This is a genomic window from Sphingopyxis sp. PET50, from assembly GCF_025244705.1.
Lineage (GTDB): Bacteria > Pseudomonadota > Alphaproteobacteria > Sphingomonadales > Sphingomonadaceae > Sphingopyxis.
This window is the reverse complement of the sequence record NZ_CP104207.1, coordinates 1,506,133-1,528,470: the sequence shown is the minus strand read 5'-3', so window position 1 is coordinate 1,528,470 and position 22,338 is coordinate 1,506,133. Positions and strand designations below refer to the sequence as shown.

At 66.5% G+C, this 22,338-nt stretch carries 17 protein-coding genes, 1 tRNA gene and 5 pseudogenes; 15 read left to right on the top strand and 8 right to left on the bottom strand.

Annotated features, from left to right (window positions below):
- Positions 1 to 231: 231 nt before the first annotated feature.
- From N0A20_RS08015 to N0A20_RS07995, 5 genes are all read right to left on the bottom strand, one after another.
- Positions 232 to 1,119 (bottom strand): TraB/GumN family protein, encoded by an 888-nt coding sequence (locus tag N0A20_RS08015; protein ID WP_260583331.1) that lies wholly within the window; start codon positions 1,117 to 1,119, stop codon positions 232 to 234.
- A gap of 15 nt (positions 1,120 to 1,134) precedes the next feature.
- Positions 1,135 to 2,076: a TraB/GumN family protein gene (locus tag N0A20_RS08010; protein ID WP_260583330.1), complete on the bottom strand. Its 942-nt coding sequence runs from the start codon at positions 2,074 to 2,076 to the stop codon at positions 1,135 to 1,137.
- A 226-nt stretch (positions 2,077 to 2,302) separates the two neighbouring features.
- On the bottom strand, positions 2,303 to 2,569 hold the full coding sequence (locus N0A20_RS08005) for a hypothetical protein (RefSeq protein WP_260583329.1): 267 nt from the start codon (positions 2,567 to 2,569) through the stop codon (positions 2,303 to 2,305).
- Positions 2,562 to 2,774, bottom strand: a complete 213-nt coding sequence (locus tag N0A20_RS08000) for a helix-turn-helix transcriptional regulator (protein ID WP_260583864.1) — start codon at positions 2,772 to 2,774, stop codon at positions 2,562 to 2,564. The genes N0A20_RS08005 and N0A20_RS08000 overlap by 8 nt, the downstream gene beginning before the upstream one ends.
- Before the next feature lie 181 nt (positions 2,775 to 2,955).
- Complete coding sequence (locus N0A20_RS07995) at positions 2,956 to 3,279, bottom strand: UrcA family protein (RefSeq protein ID WP_260583328.1); 324 nt, start codon at positions 3,277 to 3,279, stop codon at positions 2,956 to 2,958.
- Positions 3,280 to 3,548: 269 nt separating this feature from the next.
- On the opposite strand from N0A20_RS07995, the pseudogene N0A20_RS07990 reads away from it, so the two are divergent.
- The 13 genes and pseudogenes from N0A20_RS07990 to N0A20_RS07930 all read left to right on the top strand — a co-directional run bounded on the left by N0A20_RS07990 (position 3,549) and on the right by N0A20_RS07930 (position 17,250).
- Positions 3,549 to 4,432 (top strand): annotated as a pseudogene (locus N0A20_RS07990) (glycine--tRNA ligase subunit alpha).
- Positions 4,429 to 6,744: a glycine--tRNA ligase subunit beta gene (glyS, locus tag N0A20_RS07985; RefSeq protein ID WP_260583327.1), complete on the top strand. Its 2,316-nt coding sequence runs from the start codon at positions 4,429 to 4,431 to the stop codon at positions 6,742 to 6,744. Before N0A20_RS07990 ends, glyS begins: the two are co-directional and overlap by 4 nt.
- 214 nt (positions 6,745 to 6,958) lie before the next feature.
- Positions 6,959 to 9,634: a pyruvate, phosphate dikinase gene (gene ppdK / locus N0A20_RS07980; RefSeq protein ID WP_409574748.1), complete on the top strand. Its 2,676-nt coding sequence runs from the start codon at positions 6,959 to 6,961 to the stop codon at positions 9,632 to 9,634.
- A 111-nt stretch (positions 9,635 to 9,745) separates the two neighbouring features.
- Positions 9,746 to 10,321 carry a DUF1214 domain-containing protein gene (locus N0A20_RS07975; protein WP_260583326.1) on the top strand — a complete coding sequence of 192 codons (576 nt, stop codon included), beginning with the start codon at positions 9,746 to 9,748 and terminating at the stop codon, positions 10,319 to 10,321.
- Between the two features lies 1 nt (position 10,322).
- Positions 10,323 to 10,850: a DUF1254 domain-containing protein gene (locus N0A20_RS07970; RefSeq protein WP_260583325.1), complete on the top strand. Its 528-nt coding sequence runs from the start codon at positions 10,323 to 10,325 to the stop codon at positions 10,848 to 10,850.
- Between the two features lie 44 nt (positions 10,851 to 10,894).
- Positions 10,895 to 10,971: transfer RNA gene (locus tag N0A20_RS07965), tRNA-Arg, on the top strand.
- Positions 10,972 to 11,538: 567 nt separating this feature from the next.
- Positions 11,539 to 12,003: a lysozyme inhibitor LprI family protein gene (locus N0A20_RS07960; protein WP_260583324.1), complete on the top strand. Its 465-nt coding sequence runs from the start codon at positions 11,539 to 11,541 to the stop codon at positions 12,001 to 12,003.
- A 171-nt stretch (positions 12,004 to 12,174) separates the two neighbouring features.
- A complete protein-coding gene (locus N0A20_RS07955) occupies positions 12,175 to 12,591 on the top strand; it encodes a hypothetical protein (protein WP_260583323.1) in 417 nt (138 codons plus the stop codon).
- Complete coding sequence (locus N0A20_RS07950) at positions 12,539 to 12,757, top strand: lysozyme inhibitor LprI family protein (protein WP_260583322.1); 219 nt, start codon at positions 12,539 to 12,541, stop codon at positions 12,755 to 12,757. Before N0A20_RS07955 ends, N0A20_RS07950 begins: the two co-directional genes overlap by 53 nt.
- Before the next feature lie 168 nt (positions 12,758 to 12,925).
- Complete coding sequence (locus tag N0A20_RS07945; protein WP_260583321.1) at positions 12,926 to 13,606, top strand: hypothetical protein; 681 nt, start codon at positions 12,926 to 12,928, stop codon at positions 13,604 to 13,606.
- Positions 13,607 to 13,918: 312 nt separating this feature from the next.
- Positions 13,919 to 14,891 (top strand): annotated as a pseudogene (locus N0A20_RS07940) (glucokinase).
- A 76-nt stretch (positions 14,892 to 14,967) separates the two neighbouring features.
- Entirely contained in the window at positions 14,968 to 15,909 is a 942-nt protein-coding gene (locus N0A20_RS07935) for a DUF808 domain-containing protein (protein ID WP_260583320.1), read from the top strand.
- A gap of 36 nt (positions 15,910 to 15,945) precedes the next feature.
- Positions 15,946 to 17,250: an aminotransferase class III-fold pyridoxal phosphate-dependent enzyme gene (locus N0A20_RS07930; RefSeq protein ID WP_260583319.1), complete on the top strand. Its 1,305-nt coding sequence runs from the start codon at positions 15,946 to 15,948 to the stop codon at positions 17,248 to 17,250.
- 155 nt (positions 17,251 to 17,405) lie between these two features.
- Here the strand turns inward: N0A20_RS07930 and N0A20_RS07925 are convergent, their stop codons facing one another.
- A complete protein-coding gene (locus N0A20_RS07925) occupies positions 17,406 to 18,635 on the bottom strand; it encodes an ATP-binding protein (protein ID WP_260583318.1) in 1,230 nt (409 codons plus the stop codon).
- Between the two features lie 148 nt (positions 18,636 to 18,783).
- Between N0A20_RS07925 and N0A20_RS07920 the strand changes: the two genes are divergently transcribed.
- A complete protein-coding gene (locus N0A20_RS07920) occupies positions 18,784 to 19,209 on the top strand; it encodes a hypothetical protein (protein WP_260583317.1) in 426 nt (141 codons plus the stop codon).
- A 61-nt stretch (positions 19,210 to 19,270) separates the two neighbouring features.
- A pseudogene (locus N0A20_RS07915) lies at positions 19,271 to 20,273 on the top strand (fumarylacetoacetate hydrolase family protein).
- 43 nt (positions 20,274 to 20,316) lie between these two features.
- On the opposite strand, the pseudogene N0A20_RS07910 reads toward N0A20_RS07915, so the two are convergent.
- Positions 20,317 to 21,286, bottom strand: a pseudogene (locus tag N0A20_RS07910) (type II secretion system F family protein).
- 69 nt (positions 21,287 to 21,355) lie between these two features.
- Positions 21,356 to 22,325 (bottom strand): annotated as a pseudogene (locus N0A20_RS07905) (type II secretion system F family protein).
- Between the last annotated feature and the right edge of the window lie 13 nt (positions 22,326 to 22,338).

Here is a 22,338-nt window from a genome sequence, read left to right as displayed (position 1 = left end):
TCATAACTGATATGGTTGACAATGCGTTTTAAAGGGGGCGCCGTTCCCGGCGGAAATCCGGCTGCTTTCGGGAGTTGGCGGACGTTCGTTCTCCCCTCCCTTTTAGGGAGGGGTTGGGGGTGGGTTGCCGCCGAAGGCGGCGCTCTTCCTTCTTGCTCGCTGCGCTCGCTACCCACCCCTAACCCCTCCCTAAAAGGGAGGGGAATGTCTTTGAGCTACCCCAATGCCGCCCTACTGCACCCGCACCACCTTGTACCCCTTGGCAGCCAGCATCGCCGGCATGCCCTCGGCGCCGATCAGATGCCCGGTGCCGACCGCGACCAGTACCGTCCCGGGCCGGTCCATTCGCCAGCTCGCCCAGGCGGTCCAGCGGCGGTTGCGCTCGGTGATGATCGCGGCGCGCGCGGCTGGCACCGTGTCGACATCCTCGTTGACCATTGCCTCCAGCGCCTTCACGTCGCCGCGCGACCAGGCCGCGGTCAGGGCTTCGACTTCGGCGACCGCCTTGCCGGCGCCGGCGGCGGCCTTGGTCAGCAAGGCGCGTTGCGTTGCGGGATCGAGCGTTTCGAACAGCATGAGCTGTTCGCGGGCGGTCTCCAGTCCCGTGATCGGCTTGCCGGCGGCACTGAATGCCGCCATCAGCCCCGTTTCGACCCCGTCGGCGGGCGACAGCCGCGCATTTTGCGCCGCGCGCTGACCCATCGCCACCATCACCGCCCAATCGTCGAGCGCGTCTCCGCCGAACGGCTGGCCGTTGCCGCTCGCTTCGAGCGCGCGGTAGGCGGCGAGCGCGGGCGCGGGCAAGCGCCGGTCGATCGGCAGTGGCGCGTCTCGCGGTGCCAGCTGCTGGAATTCGCCGCCCGCCGCGGCCAGTTCGCCCGGCGACAGTTCGAGTACCAGCTCGTCCGCCGCCGCGACGGCCTTGCCCACGGCGCCCTCATCCCAGTCGGTACCGGCGGGCAATGCGTGCATCGTGCCGAGCATATAGAGCCGCGTGTCATTATCCTCGACCAGCCACATCGCCGCGCGTGGCGCGCTGCGGATCGGGAGCGGCGCCGCACGCCGCCAGCAGGCACGCGAACAGGGCCGCGGCAAGGCGGCGGCGCTGCCCCCGCGCAAGGCACGGCTCTCGGGTCAATAGTCGATCCGCTCGGCAGTCAACCCGCGCTGCCCGAGATAATATTGCACGCTCCTGTCGCCCGCGAGATGGCCCGCGCCGACCGCGACGAGCACCGTGCCCGGCTGGTCCATGCGGGCCTTGATCGCGTCGGCCCAGCGCGCGTTGCGATCCCACAGCAGGGTCTTCGCCAGTTCAGGGGTCTCGATCATGCCCTCGTTCATCGTCGTCGCGAGCGCCCCGGTGTCACCCCTGGCCCATTGGTCGACCAGCTTGTCGAGCGTCGGCACGATGCTATCCATATCGCGCACCACCAAACGCAGATATTCCAGCTGCGCGGCGTCGGACAGGCCGTCGAAAAAGCCGAACTGCTCCTCGAAGGTTTCGAAGCCGGCAATCGGTTTGTTGTCGTCCTTTGCCGCACGGGTCAGCGTCATTTCGGGACCCAGTGCGGGGTCATAGCCCTTTATCAACAGCGGCAGCACCGACAGGTTGACCGCCATATACCATGGCTCGAACTTTTCGAATCCGGCGGGTTCCATGCCGAGCGAGACGAGCGACGCGGCATAGGCATCATGGTCGGCCTGGCTCATGCGGCTTGCCATCGTTCGCCCGGCGGGGTCGATCGCCAGCTTTTCCGTCGTCGCCTTGAGCGTCGCGCGATCCTCGGGCATCACCATTTCGAGGATCAGCTCGTCGGATTCGTCGAAGGCTTCCCTGACCGCCTCGTCGAACCAGCCGAGGCCGGGTTTCAGGAAATGGACGGTGCCGAACAGGTAGATCGTCGTGTCCTCATCCTTCACCACCCATAATGCGGGATCGGCGTCGACCGTCGGGACGGACGCGGCCACCGCCGCGGGTTCGGCGGCTTGCGCGACATTGCCGCCCGGCGCCATTGCGCATTGGGCGAAGGGGATGACCGCACAGCTCGCGGCGAGTGTTCTGAGCCAGCGTTTCACGGGATGCCTTTCAATCATATGGGCGGGAAAAGGAAGGAAGCGGGAGCCGCATCAGCGAAATTTGAGCCACAGATAGACGATGGCATTCACCACCAGCGACAGGATGAACAACAGCATCGCGTCGGCGGGCGGCGCCAGGCTGGCGCGGTGGAGGACCCACCAGACGGGCGCGGGGACGATGAAGGCATACCACCCCGCAAGCCCGGCCCACAGCCAGGCCCGTTCCTCATGGTCGTCGATCGCGCGATGATAGACGATCAGGCAAAGCGCGAGGCCGCATGGTCCAGAAGATCGAGGCGCCGATTGCGAACCCTTCGCTCAGCGCGCCCGTGCTCGCCATTTCGAGGGCGTTCCGGCCCGCGGGCTGATCGGCGACGATCCAGCCTCCGACGATGCCGCCGATCACGCCGGCGGCGCCCAGTGACTGCCAGTAGCGTCGGCGCCGCGGCGACATCGGACGCCGGGTTTTGATTGCCTTGCCGGTATCAGTCATCGCCATTTCCTTGGGAACCGTCATCAAAAATGTCCTCGATCTTCATGTCGAACAGGCGCGCGAGCTTGAAGGCAAGCGGCAGCGACGGATCGTATTTCCCGGTTTCGATCGCATTCACCGCTTGCCGCGACACGTCGAGCCGGTCGGCGAGTTCGGCCTGGCTCCAGTTGCGCATCGCGCGCAGCACTTTCAGTTTGTTGTTCATCGGCGCCTCGCCAGCATCGTCATTCGCCCGGTCATAGCCGGATTCCCACTGACGGAAAGGTCCGCATGTGCGGGCCAAGAGGCTGGAGTGCCGCCGCGATGGATGGCGCTCCAGCTCAGGTCGCCCGTCGACGCCGGGGAGCATCGGTCGTGGCGAAAGGGCAAATGCCGGTATTCCGCCATCACCGCGCGGCGCGAACCATCAGCAGCGCCAGCCGGGTGCCGCCCCCGGCGCGGGCGATGGCTTGGTCGGCCTGCGGCCTGGCGCTCGCCAGCACTTCGGCGATGCACTGCGACTGGCGGGTCATCGCGGCGACGCCGCGCTCGCCGGTGTCGCACAGGCTGCGCGCCGCGCTCTTCACGCGGGTTTCGAGGCGCTGCTGGCCCTGCGCTGTGGCGAGGTCGAGGTCGGCGATGCGGACCTCGGCGGTCGGCCGTTCGGCGGCGATCGCGGGGGTGCCGGCGACGGCGAGCGAGAGGGCGAGGATCAGGCTACGGGTCATCATGTCTATTCTCCTTGCTGGATGTTGGTCATGCCCACCTGTCTTTGTGTCAGGTGTTGTTGACTATATGTCGTGATTCGCTGACTATGTCAACAACACCTGACAAAAAGTTTTGAAGACCTGACAAAGGGCGCAGTTTCGCAAGGGTCCGGAGGGCGCGGAGCCTTGACCCTCGCGCCCCGCTGCGCCAATGCGGCGGCGATTTTTGCACCTGCGAAGGAATACCGGCCGTGGCCGAGGCGGACGCCAAGCATCCTCTGAGTTTTCAGGACATGATCCTGACGCTGCACGCTTATTGGAGCGCGCGCGGCTGCGCGATCCTGCAGCCCTATGACATGCGCGTCGGCGCCGGTACCTTCCACCCCGCGACGACGCTGCGCAGCCTGGGCCCCGAGCCGTGGAACGTCGCCTATGTCCAGCCGAGCCGCTGCAGCCCACCGATGGCCGTTACGGCGAGAATCCGAACCGGCTCCAGCATTATTACCAGTATCAGGTGATCCTGAAGCCGTCGCCCGCCGACCTGCAGGAACAATATCTGGGCTCGCTCGCGGCGATCGGCATTGATCCGCTGCTCCACGATATCCGCTTCGTCGAGGACGACTGGGAATCGCCGACGCTCGGCGCATGGGGGCTGGGGTGGGAGGTCTGGTGCGACGGGATGGAGGTGACCCAGTTCACTTATTTTCAGCAGATGGGCGGCTTCGACTGCAAGCCCGTCGCGGGCGAGCTCACCTACGGGCTCGAACGGCTCGCCATGTATATCCAGAATGTCGACAATGTGTACGACCTGCGCTTCTCCGACGCGGTCGGCGATGTCGCGGCGGTCAGCTATGGCGACGTGTTCCTCGAAAACGAACGCCAGTTCTCGAAATGGAATTTCGAGGTCGCCGACACCGATACCTTGTTCGCGGGCTTCAAGGCCGCCGAGGCCGAGTGTCAGCGTGCGATCGCCGCGGGCGTCCCGCTCGCGGCCTATGACCAGGCGATCGAGGCGAGCCACCTCTTCAACCTGCTGCAAGCGCGCGGCGTGATCAGCGTGCAGGAACGCGCCAACTACATGGCCCGCGTCCGCGACCTCGCGAAGGGCAGCTGCAAGGCGTGGATCGACAGCCAATCGGAGCGCTGGGCCGCGAAATATCCGGGGTGGGCGCTGTGACCGATTTTCTTCTCGAACTGCGCAGCGAGGAAATCCCGGCGCGGATGCAGGCCGGGGCACGCGCCGAGCTGGAAAAATTGTTCCGTGCGCAACTGAGCGCCGCGGGCCTCGAAGCGGGCGAACTCACCATCTGGTCGACCCCGCGCCGCCTCGCGCTGATTGCAAGGGACCTGCCCGAAGCCACCGCCGCGGTCAGCGAAGAACTCAAGGGCCCGCGCAGCAGCGCGCCGCCGCAGGCGCTCGAAGGCTTCCTGCGCAAGACTGGCCTGACCCAGGACCAGCTCGAAGACCGCGACGGCGTCTATTTCGCGGTGATCGACAAGCCCGGCCGCGCGACCGCCGAGGTGCTGGCCGAAGCGATTCCCGCGATCGTCCGCGCCTTCGCCTGGCCCAAGTCGATGCGCTGGGGCAAGGCAAGCGCGAGCAGCGAAAGTCTGCGCTGGGTGCGCCCGCTGTCGGGCATCGTCGCGATCTTCGGCGAGGAACTGGTGCCGTGCGAAATCGGCGGGATCGCCAGCGGTTTCGCGACGCTCGGCCACCGCTTCCACTGCCCGGGCGAGATCACCATCGGTTCGGCCGCCGATTATGCCGAGAAATTGCGCGCCTGCCATGTCATCGTCGACCATGAGGAGCGTGCGCGTATCATCCGCGACGGCGCCGCCAAGGCCGCGGCCGACGCCGACCTGACGCTGGTCGAGGACGAAGGGCTGGTGATCGAGAATGCCGGCCTCACCGAATGGCCGGTGCCGCTGCTCGGCCGCTTCGACGAGGCGTTTCTCGAGGTGCCGCCCGAGGTGATCCAGCTCACCGCGCGCGTGAACCAGAAATATTTCGTCTGTCAGTCGTCTAATGGTAAGTTAGCCAACGGCTTCGTCTGCACTGCGAACATCGACGCGACCGATGGCGGCGCCGAGATCGTCGCGGGCAACCGCAAGGTGCTCGCCGCGCGTCTGTCCGACGCGCGCTTCTTCTGGGAGCAGGACCAGAAGAAGACGCTGGAGCAGCACGCCGAGAAGCTGGCGAACATCACCTTCCACGAAAAGCTCGGCACCGTCGCCGACAAGGTCGAGCGCGTCGCGAAGCTGGCAAGGTGGCTGGTCGAAGAGGGCATCGTCACAGAGCGTTCCCCGGCGAAAGCCGGGGCCCACAGCGACGGCGCAACTGGACCCCGGCTTTCGCCGGGGAGCACGGAGTTGGCTGACCAGGCCGAACGCGCCGCGCGTCTGGCGAAGGCCGACCTCGTCACCGAAATGGTCGGCGAATTCCCCGAATTGCAAGGCCTGATGGGCGGCTATTACGCCCGCGCCGAAGGCTTGCCCGACGCCGTCGCCGACGCGATCCGCGATCATTACAAGCCGGTCGGGCAGGGCGATGACGTGCCGACCGCGCCGGTGACGGTCGTGGTCAGTTTAGCCGACAAGTTGGATAGTGTTGCTCAGTTTTTCTTTGAAGAATTAACACCTACGGGATCTAAAGACCCATTTGCGCTTCGTCGGTCCGCATTGGCTGTGCTTCTGATAATCGCTGAAAATGACGTACGACTTCATTTACTGCACGCAATTCGTATGGCGATGCTTCTTCGCGTGGTAGAAGACAAAACCGTCCATGAATCGGCAACTTCGCTTCGAAGTTCGCTGATGTTTGGAGAGCTTTCTAGGAGCGATGACGGCATTGCCGCTGCTTTCGATGCTATCAACGAAGCCGAAAGATCCGCATTCAAACAACGCTTTGAACAGCGATTTGCCGCGGTTTGGGCTGCGGCGCAGGTCGTTTTGGGCTTCTTCGCCGACCGCCTCAAAGTCCAGCAACGCGAAGCCGGCGTCCGCCACGACCTGATCGACGCGGTGTTCGCGCTCGGCGGCGAGGATGATCTCGTCCGCCTGCTCGCCCGGGTGAAGGCGTTGCAGGCGTTCATGGCGACCGAGGACGGCACGAATCTCCTCGCGGGCTACAAGCGCGCGGCGAATATTCTGAAGCAGGCGGGGCAGGGCAGGTCCCCGGCGGAAGCCGGGGCCCACGACGACGGTGCCGCTGGGCCCCGGCTTTCGCCGGGGAGCATGACGGAGCATGACGCCGCCCTCCTCGCCGCGCTCGACGCCGCCGAGCCCGCGGCCTCCGCCGCGGTCGCCGAGGAACGCTTCACCGACGCCATGGCCGCGCTCGCCTCGCTCCGCGCCCCGATCGACGCCTTTTTCGAGGGCGTGATGGTCAACGACCCCGACGAAGCGGTCCGCGCCTGGCGCCTTGGCCTGCTGTCGCGCTTTACGTCTGCGGTGCATGGTGTCGCCGATTTCTCGAAGATCGAGGGTTAGAGCCGCGTTTGAATTTCCGTTCGTGTCGAGCGAAGTCGAGACAGTGTGAAGGCACGAACGACCGATGGGCATCTCGAATCCTGAGCGAGTCGAAGGGCTCGATGCGAACGGGGTAGGGGCGCTTTGGGAACGACAAAGTAAAATTGAATCGACCAACCGGGATTGCATACCTATTCGACCGCAACCTCCTCCCCAGGGGCAGCAGGAGCATATGATGACGACGCCTACCCAGACCAACATGGTGCATTTGTTCGGCGGTGACGCGACCACGCGTGAACGCTCGAAGGAATTGCTGGGCGGCAAGGGATCGAACCTCGCCGAAATGGCTTCGATCGGGCTGCCGGTGCCGCCGGGGCTGACGATCACCACCGAGGTCTGCACCGCCTATTATGCGAATGGCGAACAATTTCCCGCCGGGCTGGCCGAAGAGGTCGCCGCGGGCATCGCGCATATCGAGGGGCTGACCGGCCGCACGTTCGGCGATCCGGCCAACCCGCTGCTCGTCTCGGTCCGCTCTGGCGCGCGCGTGTCGATGCCCGGCATGATGGACACGGTGCTCAACCTCGGGCTCAACGATGCGACCGTGCTCGGCCTGTCCGAAGCCTCGGGCGATCCGCGTTTCGCGTGGGACAGCTATCGCCGCTTCGTCCAGATGTACGCCGATGTCGTCATGGGGCTCGACCATGCCGAGTTCGAGGAAGCGCTCGAGATCGCAAAGGAAGACAAGGGCTTCTATCTCGACACCGAGATGGCGGCCGAGGACTGGCAGGCGCTGGTCAAGGAATATCAGGCGATCGTCGCGCGCGAGACCGGCGCGCCTTTCCCGCAGGATCCCAAGGACCAGCTGTGGGGCGCGATCGGGGCCGTCTTCGCGAGCTGGGAAAGCGACCGCGCGAAAGTCTATCGCCGCCTGAACTCGATCCCCGGCGAATGGGGCACCGCGGTCAATGTGCAGGCGATGGTGTTCGGCAACATGGGCGACACCTCGGCGACCGGCGTCGCCTTCACCCGCGACCCCGCGACCGGCGAGCGCGCCTGGTACGGCGAATGGCTGATCAATGCCCAGGGCGAGGATGTCGTCGCGGGCATCCGCACGCCGCAATATCTGACCAAGGTGGCGCGCGAGAAGGCGGGCGCCAAGCCGCTGTCGATGGAAGAGGCGATGCCCGAGACCTTCGCCGAGCTGGGCCGCGTCTTCGACACGCTCGAAAATCACTATCGCGACATGCAGGACATCGAGTTCACCGTCGAGCGCGGCAAGCTGTGGATGCTGCAGACGCGCTCGGGCAAACGCACCGCCAAGGCGGCGCTGAAGATCGCGGTCGACATGGCCGCGGAAGGGCTGATTTCGGAAGAGGAAGCGGTGCAGCGCGTCGATCCCGGCGCACTCGACCAGCTTCTCCACCCGACGCTCGACCCCAAGGCGCCGCGCGACGTGCTCACCAAGGGGCTGCCCGCCAGCCCCGGCGCGGCGTCGGGCAAGATCATGTTCGACGCCGACAGCGCGGAAAAAGCGGCGGGCATGGGCGAAGCGGTGATCCTCGTCCGCGTCGAAACGTCGCCCGAGGACATCCACGGCATGCACGCGGCGAAGGGCATCCTGACCGCGCGCGGCGGGATGACCAGCCATGCGGCAGTGGTCGCGCGCGGCATGGGCCGCCCCTGCGTCTCGGGCGCGGGCGGGCTCAGCATCGACAGTACGGCGCGTGTGCTGCGTGTCGCGGGCCGCGAATTGCAGGAGGGCGACATCATCACCCTCGACGGCTCGACCGGCGAGGTGATGGCGGGCGAGGTGCCGACGCTGCTGCCCGAACTGGTCGGCGATTTCGGCACGCTGATGGCGTGGGCCGACAAGGTCCGCCGCATGAAGGTGCGGACCAACGCCGAAACCCCGCAGGACGCCCAGGTCGCGCGCGATTTCGGCGCGGAGGGCATCGGGCTGTGCCGCACCGAACATATGTTCTTCGACGCCGCGCGCATTACCGCGGTGCGCGAGATGATCCTCGCCGAGAGCGAAGAAGGCCGCCGCGCCGCGCTCGCCAAGCTGCTTCCCGAACAGCGCGGCGATTTCGCCGCGATCTTCGAGGTCATGGCGGGTCTGCCGGTGACGATCCGCCTGCTCGACCCGCCGCTGCACGAATTCCTGCCGACGCGCGAGGAGGATTTCGCCGATGTCGCCGCGGCGGCGGGCGTGGGGATCGAGGCGCTCAAGGCGCGCGCCAACGAACTGCACGAATTCAACCCGATGCTCGGCCATCGCGGCTGCCGCCTCGGCGTCACCTATCCCGAAATCTACGAGATGCAGGCGCGCGCGATCTTCGAGGCGGCGTGCGACGTTGCTGCCGAAACCGGCGCCGCGCCGATCCCCGAGGTGATGATCCCGCTCGTCGCGACGCGCCGCGAATTCGACCTCATGAAGGCGGTCGTCGATACGGCGGCGAAGGCGGTTTTCGCTGAAAAGGGCCGCGAGATTTCCTATCTCGTCGGCACGATGATCGAACTGCCGCGCGCCGCGCTGATGGCGGGCGAGATTGCCGAGGCCGCCGAATTCTTCAGCTTCGGCACCAACGACCTCACCCAGACCACGATCGGGATCAGCCGCGACGATGCGGGCCGCTTCCTGACGCAATATGTCGACAAGGGCATCTTCGTCACCGATCCCTTCGTCAGCCTCGATGTCGAGGGCGTCGGCCAGTTGATCGAGATCGCCGCCGATCGCGGCCGCAGGACGCGCCCGGCGGTCAAGCTCGGCATCTGCGGCGAGCATGGCGGCGACGCGCCGAGCATCCATTTTTGCGAAAAAACCGGCCTCGACTATGTCAGCGCCTCGCCCTACCGTGTGCCCATCGCACGGCTGGCGGCGGCACAGGCGGCGCTGAAGGCAAAATAACCGTCGCCCCCGCGAAGGCGGGGGGGCCGCTGGATGGTCGATGCAGCGGTGCCTGACAAGGCCGACGGCGGCCCTCGCCTTCGCGGGGGCGACGGGTGAGGGGGATGCGTCATGAAAGGCTGGCACCGCTATGCGATCACCCTGGTGGGCGGGCTGGCGCTGGGACTCGGCGCGGCCTGGGCGCTCACCAAGGGCGGCCTTGGCGACGGCGCGGTCCGCAACGGTCCATGGACGACCTCGCTCGGTTACGGGACCAAGGCGACCGATCCGCTGACCCGCGCGATGGTCGCGCGTTCGGGGCTGCTCGCGCTGCCCGCGAAGGAGACCATCTACTGGATGGCGAAGACCGACGCCGCGGGCGCGCCGCTCGACGGCGATTGCCGCTACCGCCTGTCGGGCACGCCGCTCGACGCGCGCTGGTGGAGCGTCACCGTCTATGACGACAAGGGCTATCTGGTCGATAATCCGGGCCGCGTCTGGTCGGTCAACGGCGCCAATGTCGCGCTCGATGCCAGGGGCGAATGGCGCGTGACCATTTCACCCGACAAGCCGGAGGGTACCGCCTGGCTCCCCGGCATCAAGGGTCAGCCCTTCCAGCTGACGCTGCGCATGTACAATCCCGGTCCGGCCTTCCGCGCCGATCCCGCGAAGGCGGCGCTCCCGCAAATCGTGAAGGAGGGCTGCTGACATGCGCCAATGGCTCGGCCCGATCCTGTTCGGCCTGCTCGTCGCCACGGCGGCCGCATGGTCCGCGATCCTGTACATCCCCTATGGCCTGATGACCGTCGCGATGGACCGGCTCGGGCAGGGCGGTATCAACAAGATGTCCTACGGCGATCTCGCGACGCCCGAGCGCCAGCCGGTCGTGCGGCCCAGCCCCGACCTCGCCTATTCGAGCTGTCCCTACGACCTGTCGGGCGGACCGGTCGCGATCGACGTGACCCCGGTGCCGGGCCGCTACAACTCGCTCAGCATCTTCGATGCGGCGACCGACGTCATCTTCGTGCGCAACGATGTCGAGGCGGGCGGCAGGCCCTGGCGAGTCGTCGTCGCGCGCGAGGGGCAGGCGGTGCCCGCGGGCGCCGAAGTCGTGCGCACGAACCACGACCGCGGCATCGCGCTGATCCGCCTGCTACTCAAGGATCCGGCGGAAATCGGCGGGCTCGACGCGGCGCGGCGCCAGTCGTCCTGCGCCCCGGTCACAAATCCGAAATAGGGGGTTGCGCCCCCGCGCGCTCCCCCTTAAAGGCGCGTCTCCACGCACCCGTAGCTCAGCTGGATAGAGCACCAGACTACGAATCTGGGGGTCGGACGTTCGAATCGTTCCGGGTGCGCCATTCCTCCAAATCGACGGAATATCGTCTCGATCGCGGCTTGAGCGACACCGGGAAGCGGCTGTGATCTTGTTCACAGCGGGCTTTGCCCGCGCCCGCCATTCCTCCTGCCCATGATGGTGCGGAAATTTCTCCCCGTTGGGGCCATGGCTGGAAAAGCTGTTGCCAACCAGAGGCTTCGCAATATTCTGCCGGCATTATCGGTTGGGCCCGGACAGGGCCGCTCGGGATGGAGGCGCCGAATGTCCTTGGCCGTTCGCCGACTGTCGTTACTTGGCATCGCCGCCATGCTGTTGTCCGGCGCCGAACTCGCCGCGGCGCAGCGCGACGGTGAGGTGGCCGACTGGGACTATGTCACCCCCGATTTCACCTATGAAAATGAGCTGCACCGCGGGGAGGGCGCCGACGCGCCGACGCTGAATATCACGCTGCCGTTCCAGCGCGAGCAGCCGCCCGGCAACGTTGTGCCGGCCGACTGGAACCGGGTGCTAGGCCGACGCGAACTATTATGCCGATTTCTACGCGGTCTCGCCACAGGCAGCGATCAGCCCCTTCTACAAGGGCGGGGCATTGACCGAGGCCGAAGACGACATCGGCGATCATCTGTCGCTCCAGCCCTATCGGCTCCGCCTGCCGAACGGCTGTCGGCTGACGTTCGACCTGTTCGAAGACATGGTGGTCGTGTCGCCCGATTATGCGGCCTGCCGCAAGGGTGGCGTGGGCGGCCCGGAGACGCTCGACGGCGCCTTCGGTCCGGTTCCGCCCTATGCCGATGCGGGCGGCGGCGATCCGGTGCGGACATGGCCGCTGCTCTACTCCGACGCCGACCGGCGGCTGAACGGCGTGTGGAAGGCGCTGCAGGGCAGGATTCCGGCGGCGCAAAAGCCCGCGCTGCTCGCGCAGCAGCGCCGCTGGATCGCGCGGCGCGACCAGGTCTGCCTGACCTACAAGGGCACGGCCTTTCATCCCAAATGCCTCGCCAATATCACCGAGGGCCGCGCGACCTGGCTCAACGCGCAGGCGCGTTCCCGATGATCGGGCGGTCGCTGGCGCTCCTTGCTCTGGCCGCGGCGGTTCCCGCCGCCGGGGTGACGGGCGTTCCGCTCGATATCGTGCGGTCGACCGACTATTTCCTGAACGGTGGCGCGGTGCGGGCGCGGCTGGCCGAACAGGGCGGGGGCCGAACAGGGCGGGGAGCGTGCTCCGGTGATGGCGCTTGCCGCCGACGGTCTCGACACCGGCGACACCGCTTGCACCGCCGCGATCCCGGCGCGGGACGAGGGCGAATGGATCGAGCTCGACCATGGCTATGACGATTCGCGGATTATGTCGCTCTATGACGCCAGTCCGGTCCGCTTCTCGCCCGACCTTTACTGGTCGGTGGATACGGCAAAGTGCAACATTCGCGTCGACCGCCTCGACGCAAGCTACATCCGCGTCGCCGCGTCGCGTGGCTGCGCAACCGTGCCGCGCGCCTGTGGCGGCGGTGGTTTTTCGGGGACCTATGGCCCCTTCGCCGAAGCATCGGCCGACCTCGCGCCCGATGTGCTGCCAGGGGCCAAGGCGCGCCATGCCGCCGCTGACGCAAGGCTCAACCAGCTTTGGAAAGACCTCCGCGGCTAAGCTGCCCGTTGCCCGGATCGCGGTATTGCAGGCGCAGCAGCGGCAATGGATCGCCGCGAGGGATGCAGGTTGCGCGGGCTTTGGCGAACCCGAGGATGTGCCGCGCATCGACTGCCTGACCGCTTACACGACCGCGCGCACCAGAGTGTTGGAGGAAGAGAAATGAAGATCGGCAGGATGGCCGCATTCGGATTGGCGGCAGCATTGACGGCCATGGGATTGCCCGCACGGGCCGAACCGCCCGATCCATCCGGATAGTGCGAAAACGCTCACCGGTACCTTCTATGGTACGATCCAGGCAGGCGAATATGAAAATGCGCTGATATTCGACGAGATGCTGCTGTCGATCGACAGCGACGCGATCGTCAAGGTGCAGGGCGCCAATCGCCCCGACGTCCAGCGCGCGCTGGACGGGCTGACCCTGATCTCGATGGTCAACGACGAAGCCCCGGGCAAGGCGATCCGCGCCAGGTGCAGCGACAAATGCAAGATTACGGGCACCATCGAACAGATCGAGCGCAATGCCTGGTGGTTCAAAAAGGTGACCGCGGTCGAGGCGCTGCCCGACGGGTTCGATTTCATGGATCTGTCCGATGGGGGCGGACCGCCCGACCAGAAGCTGAAGGGGCCGAATGGCGAGATGCCGCGTGATGTCGGGGCGGCGGACCCGCTTCGCAAGACGCTGCTCGATGCGCTGCGTCCGGCGATCGAGGCCGACCTCGGACAGCCGGTTCAGTTCGTCGTCAGGAAGCTCCGCAAGCAGAATGAATGGGCCTTCGCTCATGTCATGCCGCAGACGAAGGCGGGCACGCCGGTCGACTATAGCGGAACGCGCTATGCCGAGGCGCTGCGCGAAGGCATGTTCGACGATGGCGATATTTTCGCGCTGCTCGAGAACAAGAAGGGGGCATGGACCGTGCGCGATTTCGTCGTCGGCCCGACCGATGTCGCCTATGCTGGCTGGCCCGAGCAATATGGCGCGCCCTATCCGCTGTTCGAACTGCCGGTGCCGTGACGGAAAGGGAGGTCGCGAGGCCCGATGCAAGTGGATGAATACCCCGGGCGGTACGTCCGAAACGTCTCGCGGCGTTGATCGCGGTGCCTGTTTACCCCCCAGGCAGAACGTCCGTGGTCGTTCCCTCCCCGTGATCGCCCTGTTCATAGCTGATTCGCGCGGCAACTTACAGCGGTGTCATACTGCGATTCGTCGTATTTTCGGGTGCGAACAAATCCGCCGCGGCGCCGCGCATAGCTATGCCCTGTTGCCTGCCGCCGGGCGATGCGACAGGCTGGGGAACATGGCGCAGGGGTGCGGCCGGGGAGAGATATGAGCGAAGCCATCGTCACGATCGACATCGGCGGCACCCATGCGCGCTTCGCGATCGCCGAGGTGGCGGACGGACGCGTCTTGTCGCTCGGCGAGGCGACGACGCTGCATACCAAGGATCATGCGAGCTTCCAGACCGCGTGGGAGGATTTCGCCCTCCAACAGGGCGGCGCGCTGCCGCGCGGGGTCGCGATCGCCATCGCCGGCCCGACGCGCGGCGAAATCATCCGCTTCACCAACAACCCGTGGATCATCCGTCCCGCGCTGGTCGGCGAAAAGCTGGGAGTCGACCGCTGGGTGCTGATCAATGATTTCGAGGCGGTCGGCCATGCGGTGGCGCAGGCCGATCCCGCCTATTTCGATACGCTCTGCGGCCCCGACGTGCCGCTGCCCGACAGCGGCACGATCAGCGTCATCGGTCCCGGTACGGGTCTGGGCGTCGCGCACGTCTGGCGCGACGGCCATGACTACCGCGTTCAGGCGACCGAAGGCGGGCATATCGACTTCGCGCCGCTCGACAGCATAGAGGATGCGATTCTCGCCCGGCTCAGGAAGCGCCATCGCCGCGTGTCGATCGAGCGGGTCGTGTCGGGGCCGGCTGATCGTCGATATTTATGAAACGCTGGCCGCGATGGAGGGGCGGGCGACGGCGCCGCTAGACGACAAGACGATCTGGACCAATGGCGGCAGCGGCGCCGACAGCCTCGCCGCCGCCGCGATCGACCGTTTCTGCCTGTCGCTGGGCAGCGTGTCGGGCGACCTTGCGCTGGCGCAAGGGGCGAGCGGGGTGGTGATCGCGGGTGGCCTCGGCCTGCGCATCAAGGACAGCCTGGTCAAGTCGGGTTTCCCCGAACGCTTCGTCGAAAAGGGGCGGTTCGAAGGCTTCATGGCGGCGCTGCCGGTCAAGCTCATCACCCACCCCCAGCCCGGCCTGTTTGGCGCCGCGGCGGCTTTCGCGCGCCAACATGCCTGACGCGCCGCAACATCCTCTTTCGTGCGGGACGTTCGCCCGATAGAGCGGACGAAACCGCAACGGGGATCAAACGCACATGCCTTCCGGACTTTTCGCGCTGCTCGACGATGTGGCGACCATCGCCAAGGTGGCCGCGGCCAGCATCGACGATATCGGCGCCGCGGCGTCGAAGGCGGGCGTGAAGGCGGCGGGCGTCGTCGTCGATGACACCGCGGTGACCCCACGCTACGTCACCGGTTTCACCCCCGACCGCGAACTGCCGATCATCTGGCGGATCACCAAGGGGTCGCTGTTCAACAAGCTGGTGCTGATCCTGCCGGCGCTGCTGCTGCTCTCGACCTTCCTGCCGTGGGCGATCACCCCGCTGCTGATGATCGGCGGCGCCTATCTCTGCTTCGAAGGGGCGGAAAAGGTCATCCACTCGCTGCAGGAGGACAAGACCAGTCTCGCCGAGGATGCCGAGATCGTCGCCGACAAGAATCACGAAGAGGTGATGGTGAAGGGCGCGGTGCGTACCGACTTCATCCTGTCGGCAGAGATCATGGTGATCGCGCTCAACGAGGTGCTCGACGAACATCTGGCGATGCGCGCCGCGACACTCGCGCTGGTCGCGGTGCTGATCACCATCGCCGTTTACGGCGTCGTCGGGCTGATCGTGAAGATGGACGACATCGGACTCCACATGGCCAAGGAAGGCAACAGCGCGCGCCGGGCGATCGGCCGCGGGCTGGTCGATTTGATGCCGAAGCTGCTTGCCGCGCTCGCGACGATCGGGACTGCGGCGATGCTGTGGGTCGGCGGGCAGATCGTGCTGCACGGACTTCACGAATATCATATCGGCGGCATCGCCGAGGCGCTGGAATCGCTGGCCCACTCGATCGCGGGCGGTCTTCCGCTCGAGGGCGTGTGGACCTGGCTGATCAAGGCCACGGGCGACGGCATCTTCGGGCTGCTGCTCGGCGGCCTGATCGTCGGCGCGCTTCATCTCGTGCCGGGCCGCAAGGCCGCGGTGCACTAGGCGGCGGAAAAGAGAGGCGCGCGATGCAGGGTGAAAATGATCCGCTGGCGGCGTTCTGGATGCCCTTCACCGCGAACAGGGCCTATAAGGCGACCCCGCGCCAGCTCGTTGCGGCAAGCGGCATCTATTATCGCAGCGCCGACGGCCGCGAGATCCTCGACGGCACGGCGGGCCTCTGGTGCTGCAACAGCCGGCCATTGCCGGCCCGAGATCGCCGAGGCGATAGCGGCAACGGCAAAGACGCTCGATTTCGCCCCGACCTTTCAGCTTGGCCATCCGCTCGTCTTCGAACTCGCCAGCCGTGTGGCGGCGATCATGCCCGACGGGCTCGACCGGATATTCTTTACGAACAGCGGCAGCGAATCGGTCGATACGGCGTTGAAAATCGCGCTCGCGGTCCAGCGCGCGCGCGGGCAGGGGAGCCGCACCCGGCTGATCGGGCGCGAGCGCGGCTATCATGGCACCGGCTTCGGCGGCATCGGCGTCGGCGGCATCGTCAACAACCGTCGTGCCTTCGGCCCCGGCCTCGCCGGCACCGATCATATCCGCCATACGCACGGCGTGCCCGGCAACGCTTTCGCGCGCGGCTTTCCGCCGCATGGCGCCGAACTCGCCGACGACCTCCAGCGCCTCGTCGACCTGCACGGGGCCGAGACGATCGCGGCGGTGATCGTCGAACCGATGGCGGGCTCGACCGGAGTGCTCATTCCGCCCACCGGCTATCTCCAGCGGCTGCGCGAGATATGCGACCGCCACGGCATCCTGCTCATCTTCGACGAGGTCATCACCGCCTTCGGCCGGGTCGGCGCCGCCACGGCGGCCGAGGCGTGGGGCGTCACGCCTGACATCATCACCATGGCGAAGGGGCTGACCAACGCCGCCGTCCCGATGGGCGCGGTCGCGGTGAAGCGCGAACTCCATGACATCGTGATCGAAAGCGCGCCGGCCGGGATCGAATTGTTCCACGGCTACACCTATTCGGGCCATCCGCTCGCCAGCGCCGCGGGGCTGGCGACGCTCGACATCTACGCGCGCGAAGGTCTGTTCGACCGTGCCGCCGACCTTGCCGCCTATTGGGACGAGGCCGCGCACAGCCTGAAGGGGCGGCGTCACATTATCGACATCCGCACCATCGGGCTCGTCGCCGGCGTCGAACTCGAACCGCGCGCCGGGGCGCCGGCCGCGCGCGCGACGGAGCTGTTCCACGCCTGTTTCGACAACGGCCTGCTCGTCCGTGCCACCGGCGACATCATCGCGCTGTCGCCGCCGCTGATCGTCGAGACGGCGCAGATCGACGCGATGTTCGGCAAGCTGGGCGATCTGTTGGAGACGATCGACTAGGGCCGGGACCCTAGGACGGATCGACATTCAGGGGATGGCGAGCCGAAAATGGTGGATTTGCGAGACCCGGAGCACAGCGTGCTTTTTTGCACGTGAGCACCGGAAGCTCGCAAATTCGCCATTTGCAGGCCGTCAGGACTGAATGTCGATCTGTCCTAGCCCGCGAGCGGAAACGTCACGGATACCCGCGTGCCCTTGCCGACCTCGCTTTCGATGTCGAGCTGCCCCTGGTGGCGCTCGCTGATGTGCTTGACGATCGCAAGGCCGAGGCCGGTGCCGCCGACCGAGCGGCTCCGCGCCTCATCGACACGATAGAAACGCTCGGTCAGGCGCGGCAGATGGTCGGGAGAAATGCCTTCGCCCTCGTCGCGCACCGACAGGCGGGCGCGTCGGCCTTCGCGGATCAGTTCGACCGTGACCGGCGTGTCGGGACGGCCATATTTCATGGCGTTGAAGATGATATTGTGCACAAGCTGGCCGAGTTGCGCCTCGTCGCCGAGGATCGGCAGCGTCATCTCGTCGAAGGCGGCGGCGATGTCCTGCGCGCGGGGATTTTCGCTGTCGCGCAGCTGCGCGATCGTCGCCCGCACGATCGCGGTCAAATCGACCGACGCCGTCGGGCGCCGGAACCGGTCGGCCTCGACGCGCGAGATCGACAGCAGGTCGATGACCAGCCTTTGCATCCGCCGCGCCTCGCGCTCGATGATCGACAGGAAACGATGCCGCGTCGCACCGTCGGCCTCGCCGTTCATGTCCTGCAGCGTTTCGACATAGCCGAGGATGGCGGCAAGCGGCGTGCGCAGTTCGTGGCTCGCGTTGGCGACGAAGTCCGAGCGCATCCGGTCGGCGGCGTCGATCGCCGACCGGTCGGCGAGGAAAAGGATCTTCTGCCCGCCCGACAGCGCCGCGATCCGCATCGTCCAACGCTGGCCCGGACGCGGGAAATCGATCAGGTTGATCGGCTCGAGCGACCCCGGCGTGTCGATGCCCGACAGCCATTCGGTGGCGGCGGGGTGGCGGATGGCGGTGCGGACGTCGGCGCCGACGATATGGCGGCCGAGCAGGCGGACCGCCGCGTCGTTGGCGAGGGTGACGATATTGCCGTCGCAGCCCAGCAGGGGCTCCTCCTCCTGGTCTGCCCACAGGGCGAAATCGGGGTGGCGCAGCAAGGAAGTGGGTGCGGGGTCCGGGGCGGGCGCGGTCTCCGGGTGGGTCTGGGCCACGGCGGGGCTGGCCAGGGCCGAATAGACCAGCGCCGCGGCAGCCGCCCCCGTCAGCGCCAGCAGCGCGATCGTCAGCGCGTCGCCGCCCGCCAGCGCGGCAAAGATCGCCGCGACCGCGACCAGGGTCAGCGCGACGACGAGGCTGGAGAGGCGGTCGAACATCGGCCCTGCGCCTCGCACGAAGCGAGGCCGCGGGCAAGCGCGTTCGCGGCGATTAACGCTTCATCGCCGAATGTCCCGAAACGGGAAGCGGCGGCGCGGGAGTGGTCTTTTGCTTTTCCCTGCCTTCGCCTTGGTTTATGCGCCGGTCATGGAACAGGACGATCAGCCGAACGGCGCCGGGGCGCCCCTATCCGATGCCGATGTCGAGGCCGTTCCGTCGCGGCGCCGGATGCTGGCGCTCGGCGCGGCCGGTGTTTCGGCGGCGCTGACGATTCGTCCCGCCTTTGCCCAGACCGCCGTGTCGGTGATGAACTGCCAGATTCCGGTCCCCGATGTGACGGGCGCGGGCAAATATATCGACGCGCGCGGCAATCTGGTGCCCGCGGGGACCAAGGACGCGTTTCCGGGGTCGCCGCGGCCGTTCACCGGCGAGGAAGTGAAGCGCGCCTTTCGCGGCCAGACGCTGCCCGGCACGACCTACAACCAGTCGCAGGCCTATCTCCAGTATATCCGGCGCTTGCAGGCGGGGCAGAGCGGCTTTACCTGTTTCGCATCGATCACGATGCAGCGCTGATCATCGCCTCTTTGCCGAGCGGTGGCGGCCTTTCCCCCGCATCGCAGACAAAGGAAAAAGCGTGAAACTAGCGTCGTTGAAGCAGGGCCGCGACGGACGGCTTGTCGTCGTTTCGGACGATCTCGCCTGGTATGCCGATGCCTAGCCAGATCGTTCCGACGATGCAGGCGGCGCTCGACAATTGGGCCTATGCGGCGCCGCGCCTTGCCGCGCTGGCCGAGGATCTCAACCATGACGCCATTCCCAAGGAACGCTTTCACGAGCGCGACGCGGCATCGCCGCTGCCGCGCGCCTATCAGTGGGCCGACGGCAGCGCCTATGTGAACCATGTCGCGCTGGTGCGCCAGGCGCGCGGCGCGGAGATGCCCGACAGTTTCTGGCACGATCCCCTGATGTATCAGGGGGGCAGCGACGCCTTTCTCGCCCCGCGCGATCCGATCCCGCTCGCCGATCCGGCGTGGGGGTGCGACATGGAGGCCGAGGTGGTCGTGGTGACCGGCGATGTCCCGGCCGGTATCGATCCGGTGGTGGCGCGCGGCCATATCCTGCTTGTCGGCTTGACCAACGACGTCTCGCTGCGGGGTTTGATTCCCGCCGAACTCGCCAAGGGCTTCGGCTTTTTCCAGTCGAAACCGTCGAGCGCGATGTCGCCGGTGTTCGTCACGCCGGAATCGCTCGGGCCACGGTGGAACGATGGAAAGCTGCACGGCACCCTGTGCGTCGACCTCAACGGCCAGCCGCTGGGACGTGCCGATGCCGGGGTCGACATGACCTTCGATTTCGGGGCGCTGATCGCCCATGCTGCGAAGACGCGCGATCTCGGCGCGGGCACGATCATCGGCTCGGGGACGGTGTCGAACCGCGATGCCGGCGGCGGGCCGGGCAAACCGATATCGCAGGGCGGGCTCGGCTACAGTTGTCTCGCCGAGGTGCGCACGGTCGAGACGATCCTGACGGGCGAGGCGAAAACGCCCTTCATGCAAAGGGGCGACACCGTCCGCATCTGGATGGACGACGAGCGTCACCACAGCATCTTCGGTGCGATCGAACAGACGGTCGGCTGACCATCGGCAAACGGCCCCTCCCGGCGGGAGGGGGATCGCCGCCTTACATGTCGATGAGCGCGTCCTTGAGCGAACAGGCCGCCGGGCCGAGGATCACGATGAACAGGCACGGCAGGATGAACAGGATTAGCGGCACCGTCATGATCGCGGGCAGGCGCGCGGCCTTTTCCTCGGCGCGCATCATGCGCTCGTTGCGGAACTCGGCCGACAGGACGCGCAGCGCGCTGGCGAGGGGAGTACCGTATTTCTCGGTCTGGATCATCGTCGTGACGACGCCCTTCACCGAATCGAGATTGACGCGATAGGCGAGATTCTCGAACGCTTGGCGGCGTTCGGTGAGGAAGCCGAGTTCGATCGAGGTCAGCGCGAATTCCTCGCCCAGTTCGGGATAGGCCCGGCCCAGTTCCTTGGAAACGCGGCTGAAGGCGGCATCGACGGTCAGACCGGCTTCGGCGCAGATGACGAGCAGATCGAGCGCGTCGGGCAGGCCCTTGCGGATCGCGTCGGTGCGTTTCGACCGCTTGTTCTCGACGAACAGGTCGGGCGCCTTGTAGCCCAGGATCAGCGCCGCCATCGTCGCGCTCGGCGCGCTTGACCGGCGTCAGGTCGGGCCACATGTCGAGCCAATAGATCAGGAAGACGGCAAGCCCTCCGAGCACGATCGGCATGATCAGGCGGCCAAAGATTACCGCGACGGCGAGGTCTTTCGAGCGGATGCCCGCCTGCGCCAGCTTCTGCTGGACGTCCTTGATCTGGTCTTCCTGCAGCACCTGCAGCTTGCCGAGGAAGGTGCGCATCCTGTCGGCGGTCTGGTTCTTGCGCACCAGCTTGGCGCGTCGCTTGGCGGTCGAGGCCGTGATGCCGGCCTTGAGCTGTTCGCGGCGTTCGTTCAGCGCCTTGACACGCTTCGCCATCGGGTCGCGGACCGTCAGCGCGCCATAGAGTGCGACAAGCACGGCGCCGACACCGACCGCGGCGAGGGTCGTGGCGACCCAGACCACGTCGATGCCCATGATCTTCGGGCCGCTGGTGGCGCCGGTGAAGGCGGCAAGGAGCAATGCGCTGTTCATTCGTCCTGCCCCTCAGATTTCGAAGCTGATCATGCGCGACATGATGAAGGCGCCGATGCCCATCCAGATGAGCCCGCCCGCGCCGGTGATCATCAGCCGTTCCTCGTAAAAGAAGCCTCCCAGATATTCGGGGTTCATCGAATAGACGACGCCGAACACGAAGAAGGGCAGGGCGCCGACGATATAAGCCGACGCCTTGGCCTCCGACGACATCGCGCGGATCTTCAGCTTCATCTGCGCGCGCTTGCGCAGCACGTCGGACAGGTTGGCCAGCGTTTCGGCCAGGTTGCCGCCGGTTTCACGCTGGATCGCGATCGTGATGCAGAAGAACTGGAATTCGGGCGTGCCGAGCATGTCCGCCGATTCCTGCAGCGCGGCCTCCATCGTGTTGCCGATGCGGATGCGTTCGACGACACCCTTGAATTCCTCGCCGACCGGGCCCGGCAATTCCTGGCTCACGACCTGAAAGGTCTCGGTCACCGGCAGGCCCGATTTCAGGCCGCGGACGAGCAGGTCGATCGCGTCGGGAAAGCGCGAATTGAATTTGGCGACGCGTTTCTTGATCAGGCGGCCGACGATGAAATAGGGGAGACCGAGCGCGGCGGCGAGCCCGACCAGGCTCGGCCAGCAGCAGCGGGCTGCGAACGAGCAGCAGCAAGCCGGTGATGCCGACGAACAGCGCCATCGAGGCCATCATATACTGGCTGACGGTCCAGCTCTTGCCGGTCCGGCGCAGGCGCTTTTCCATCTCTTCGCGGCGCGGCATGAAGCTCGACAGATTCTGGTTGCCGCGCGCGCTGGTGGCCTGGATCGTCTTGCGCATCTGTGCCGCGACCACCGCTTCGGTCGAATTGGCGTGCCGGTCCTTGACCGTCGCCAGCCGCCGCGACTTCGCCTTGCCCACCGACGGGCCGGCAAACAGGACGATCAGGGTGAAGGCCAGAAAGGCGCCACCGGCTACGAGGATAACTGTCGGGTCCATGCTCGGCTTTCGT

Coding starts and splice junctions, on each gene's coding strand:
- N0A20_RS07975 (WP_260583326.1), top strand. CDS start 9,746: ATGAAAGGCTGGCACCGCTATGCGATCACCCTGGTGGGCGGGCTGGCG.
- N0A20_RS07930 (WP_260583319.1), top strand. CDS start 15,946: ATGATCCGCTGGCGGCGTTCTGGATGCCCTTCACCGCGAACAGGGCCT.
- N0A20_RS07950 (WP_260583322.1), top strand. CDS start 12,539: ATGCCGCCGCTGACGCAAGGCTCAACCAGCTTTGGAAAGACCTCCGCG.
- N0A20_RS07945 (WP_260583321.1), top strand. CDS start 12,926: ATGCTGCTGTCGATCGACAGCGACGCGATCGTCAAGGTGCAGGGCGCC.
- N0A20_RS07920 (WP_260583317.1), top strand. CDS start 18,784: ATGGAACAGGACGATCAGCCGAACGGCGCCGGGGCGCCCCTATCCGAT.
- N0A20_RS07935 (WP_260583320.1), top strand. CDS start 14,968: ATGCCTTCCGGACTTTTCGCGCTGCTCGACGATGTGGCGACCATCGCC.
- N0A20_RS08000 (WP_260583864.1), bottom strand. CDS start 2,774: ATGAACAACAAACTGAAAGTGCTGCGCGCGATGCGCAACTGGAGCCAG.
- N0A20_RS08005 (WP_260583329.1), bottom strand. CDS start 2,569: ATGACTGATACCGGCAAGGCAATCAAAACCCGGCGTCCGATGTCGCCG.
- N0A20_RS07925 (WP_260583318.1), bottom strand. CDS start 18,635: ATGTTCGACCGCCTCTCCAGCCTCGTCGTCGCGCTGACCCTGGTCGCG.
- ppdK (WP_409574748.1), top strand. CDS start 6,959: ATGACGACGCCTACCCAGACCAACATGGTGCATTTGTTCGGCGGTGAC.
- N0A20_RS07995 (WP_260583328.1), bottom strand. CDS start 3,279: ATGATGACCCGTAGCCTGATCCTCGCCCTCTCGCTCGCCGTCGCCGGC.
- N0A20_RS07970 (WP_260583325.1), top strand. CDS start 10,323: ATGCGCCAATGGCTCGGCCCGATCCTGTTCGGCCTGCTCGTCGCCACG.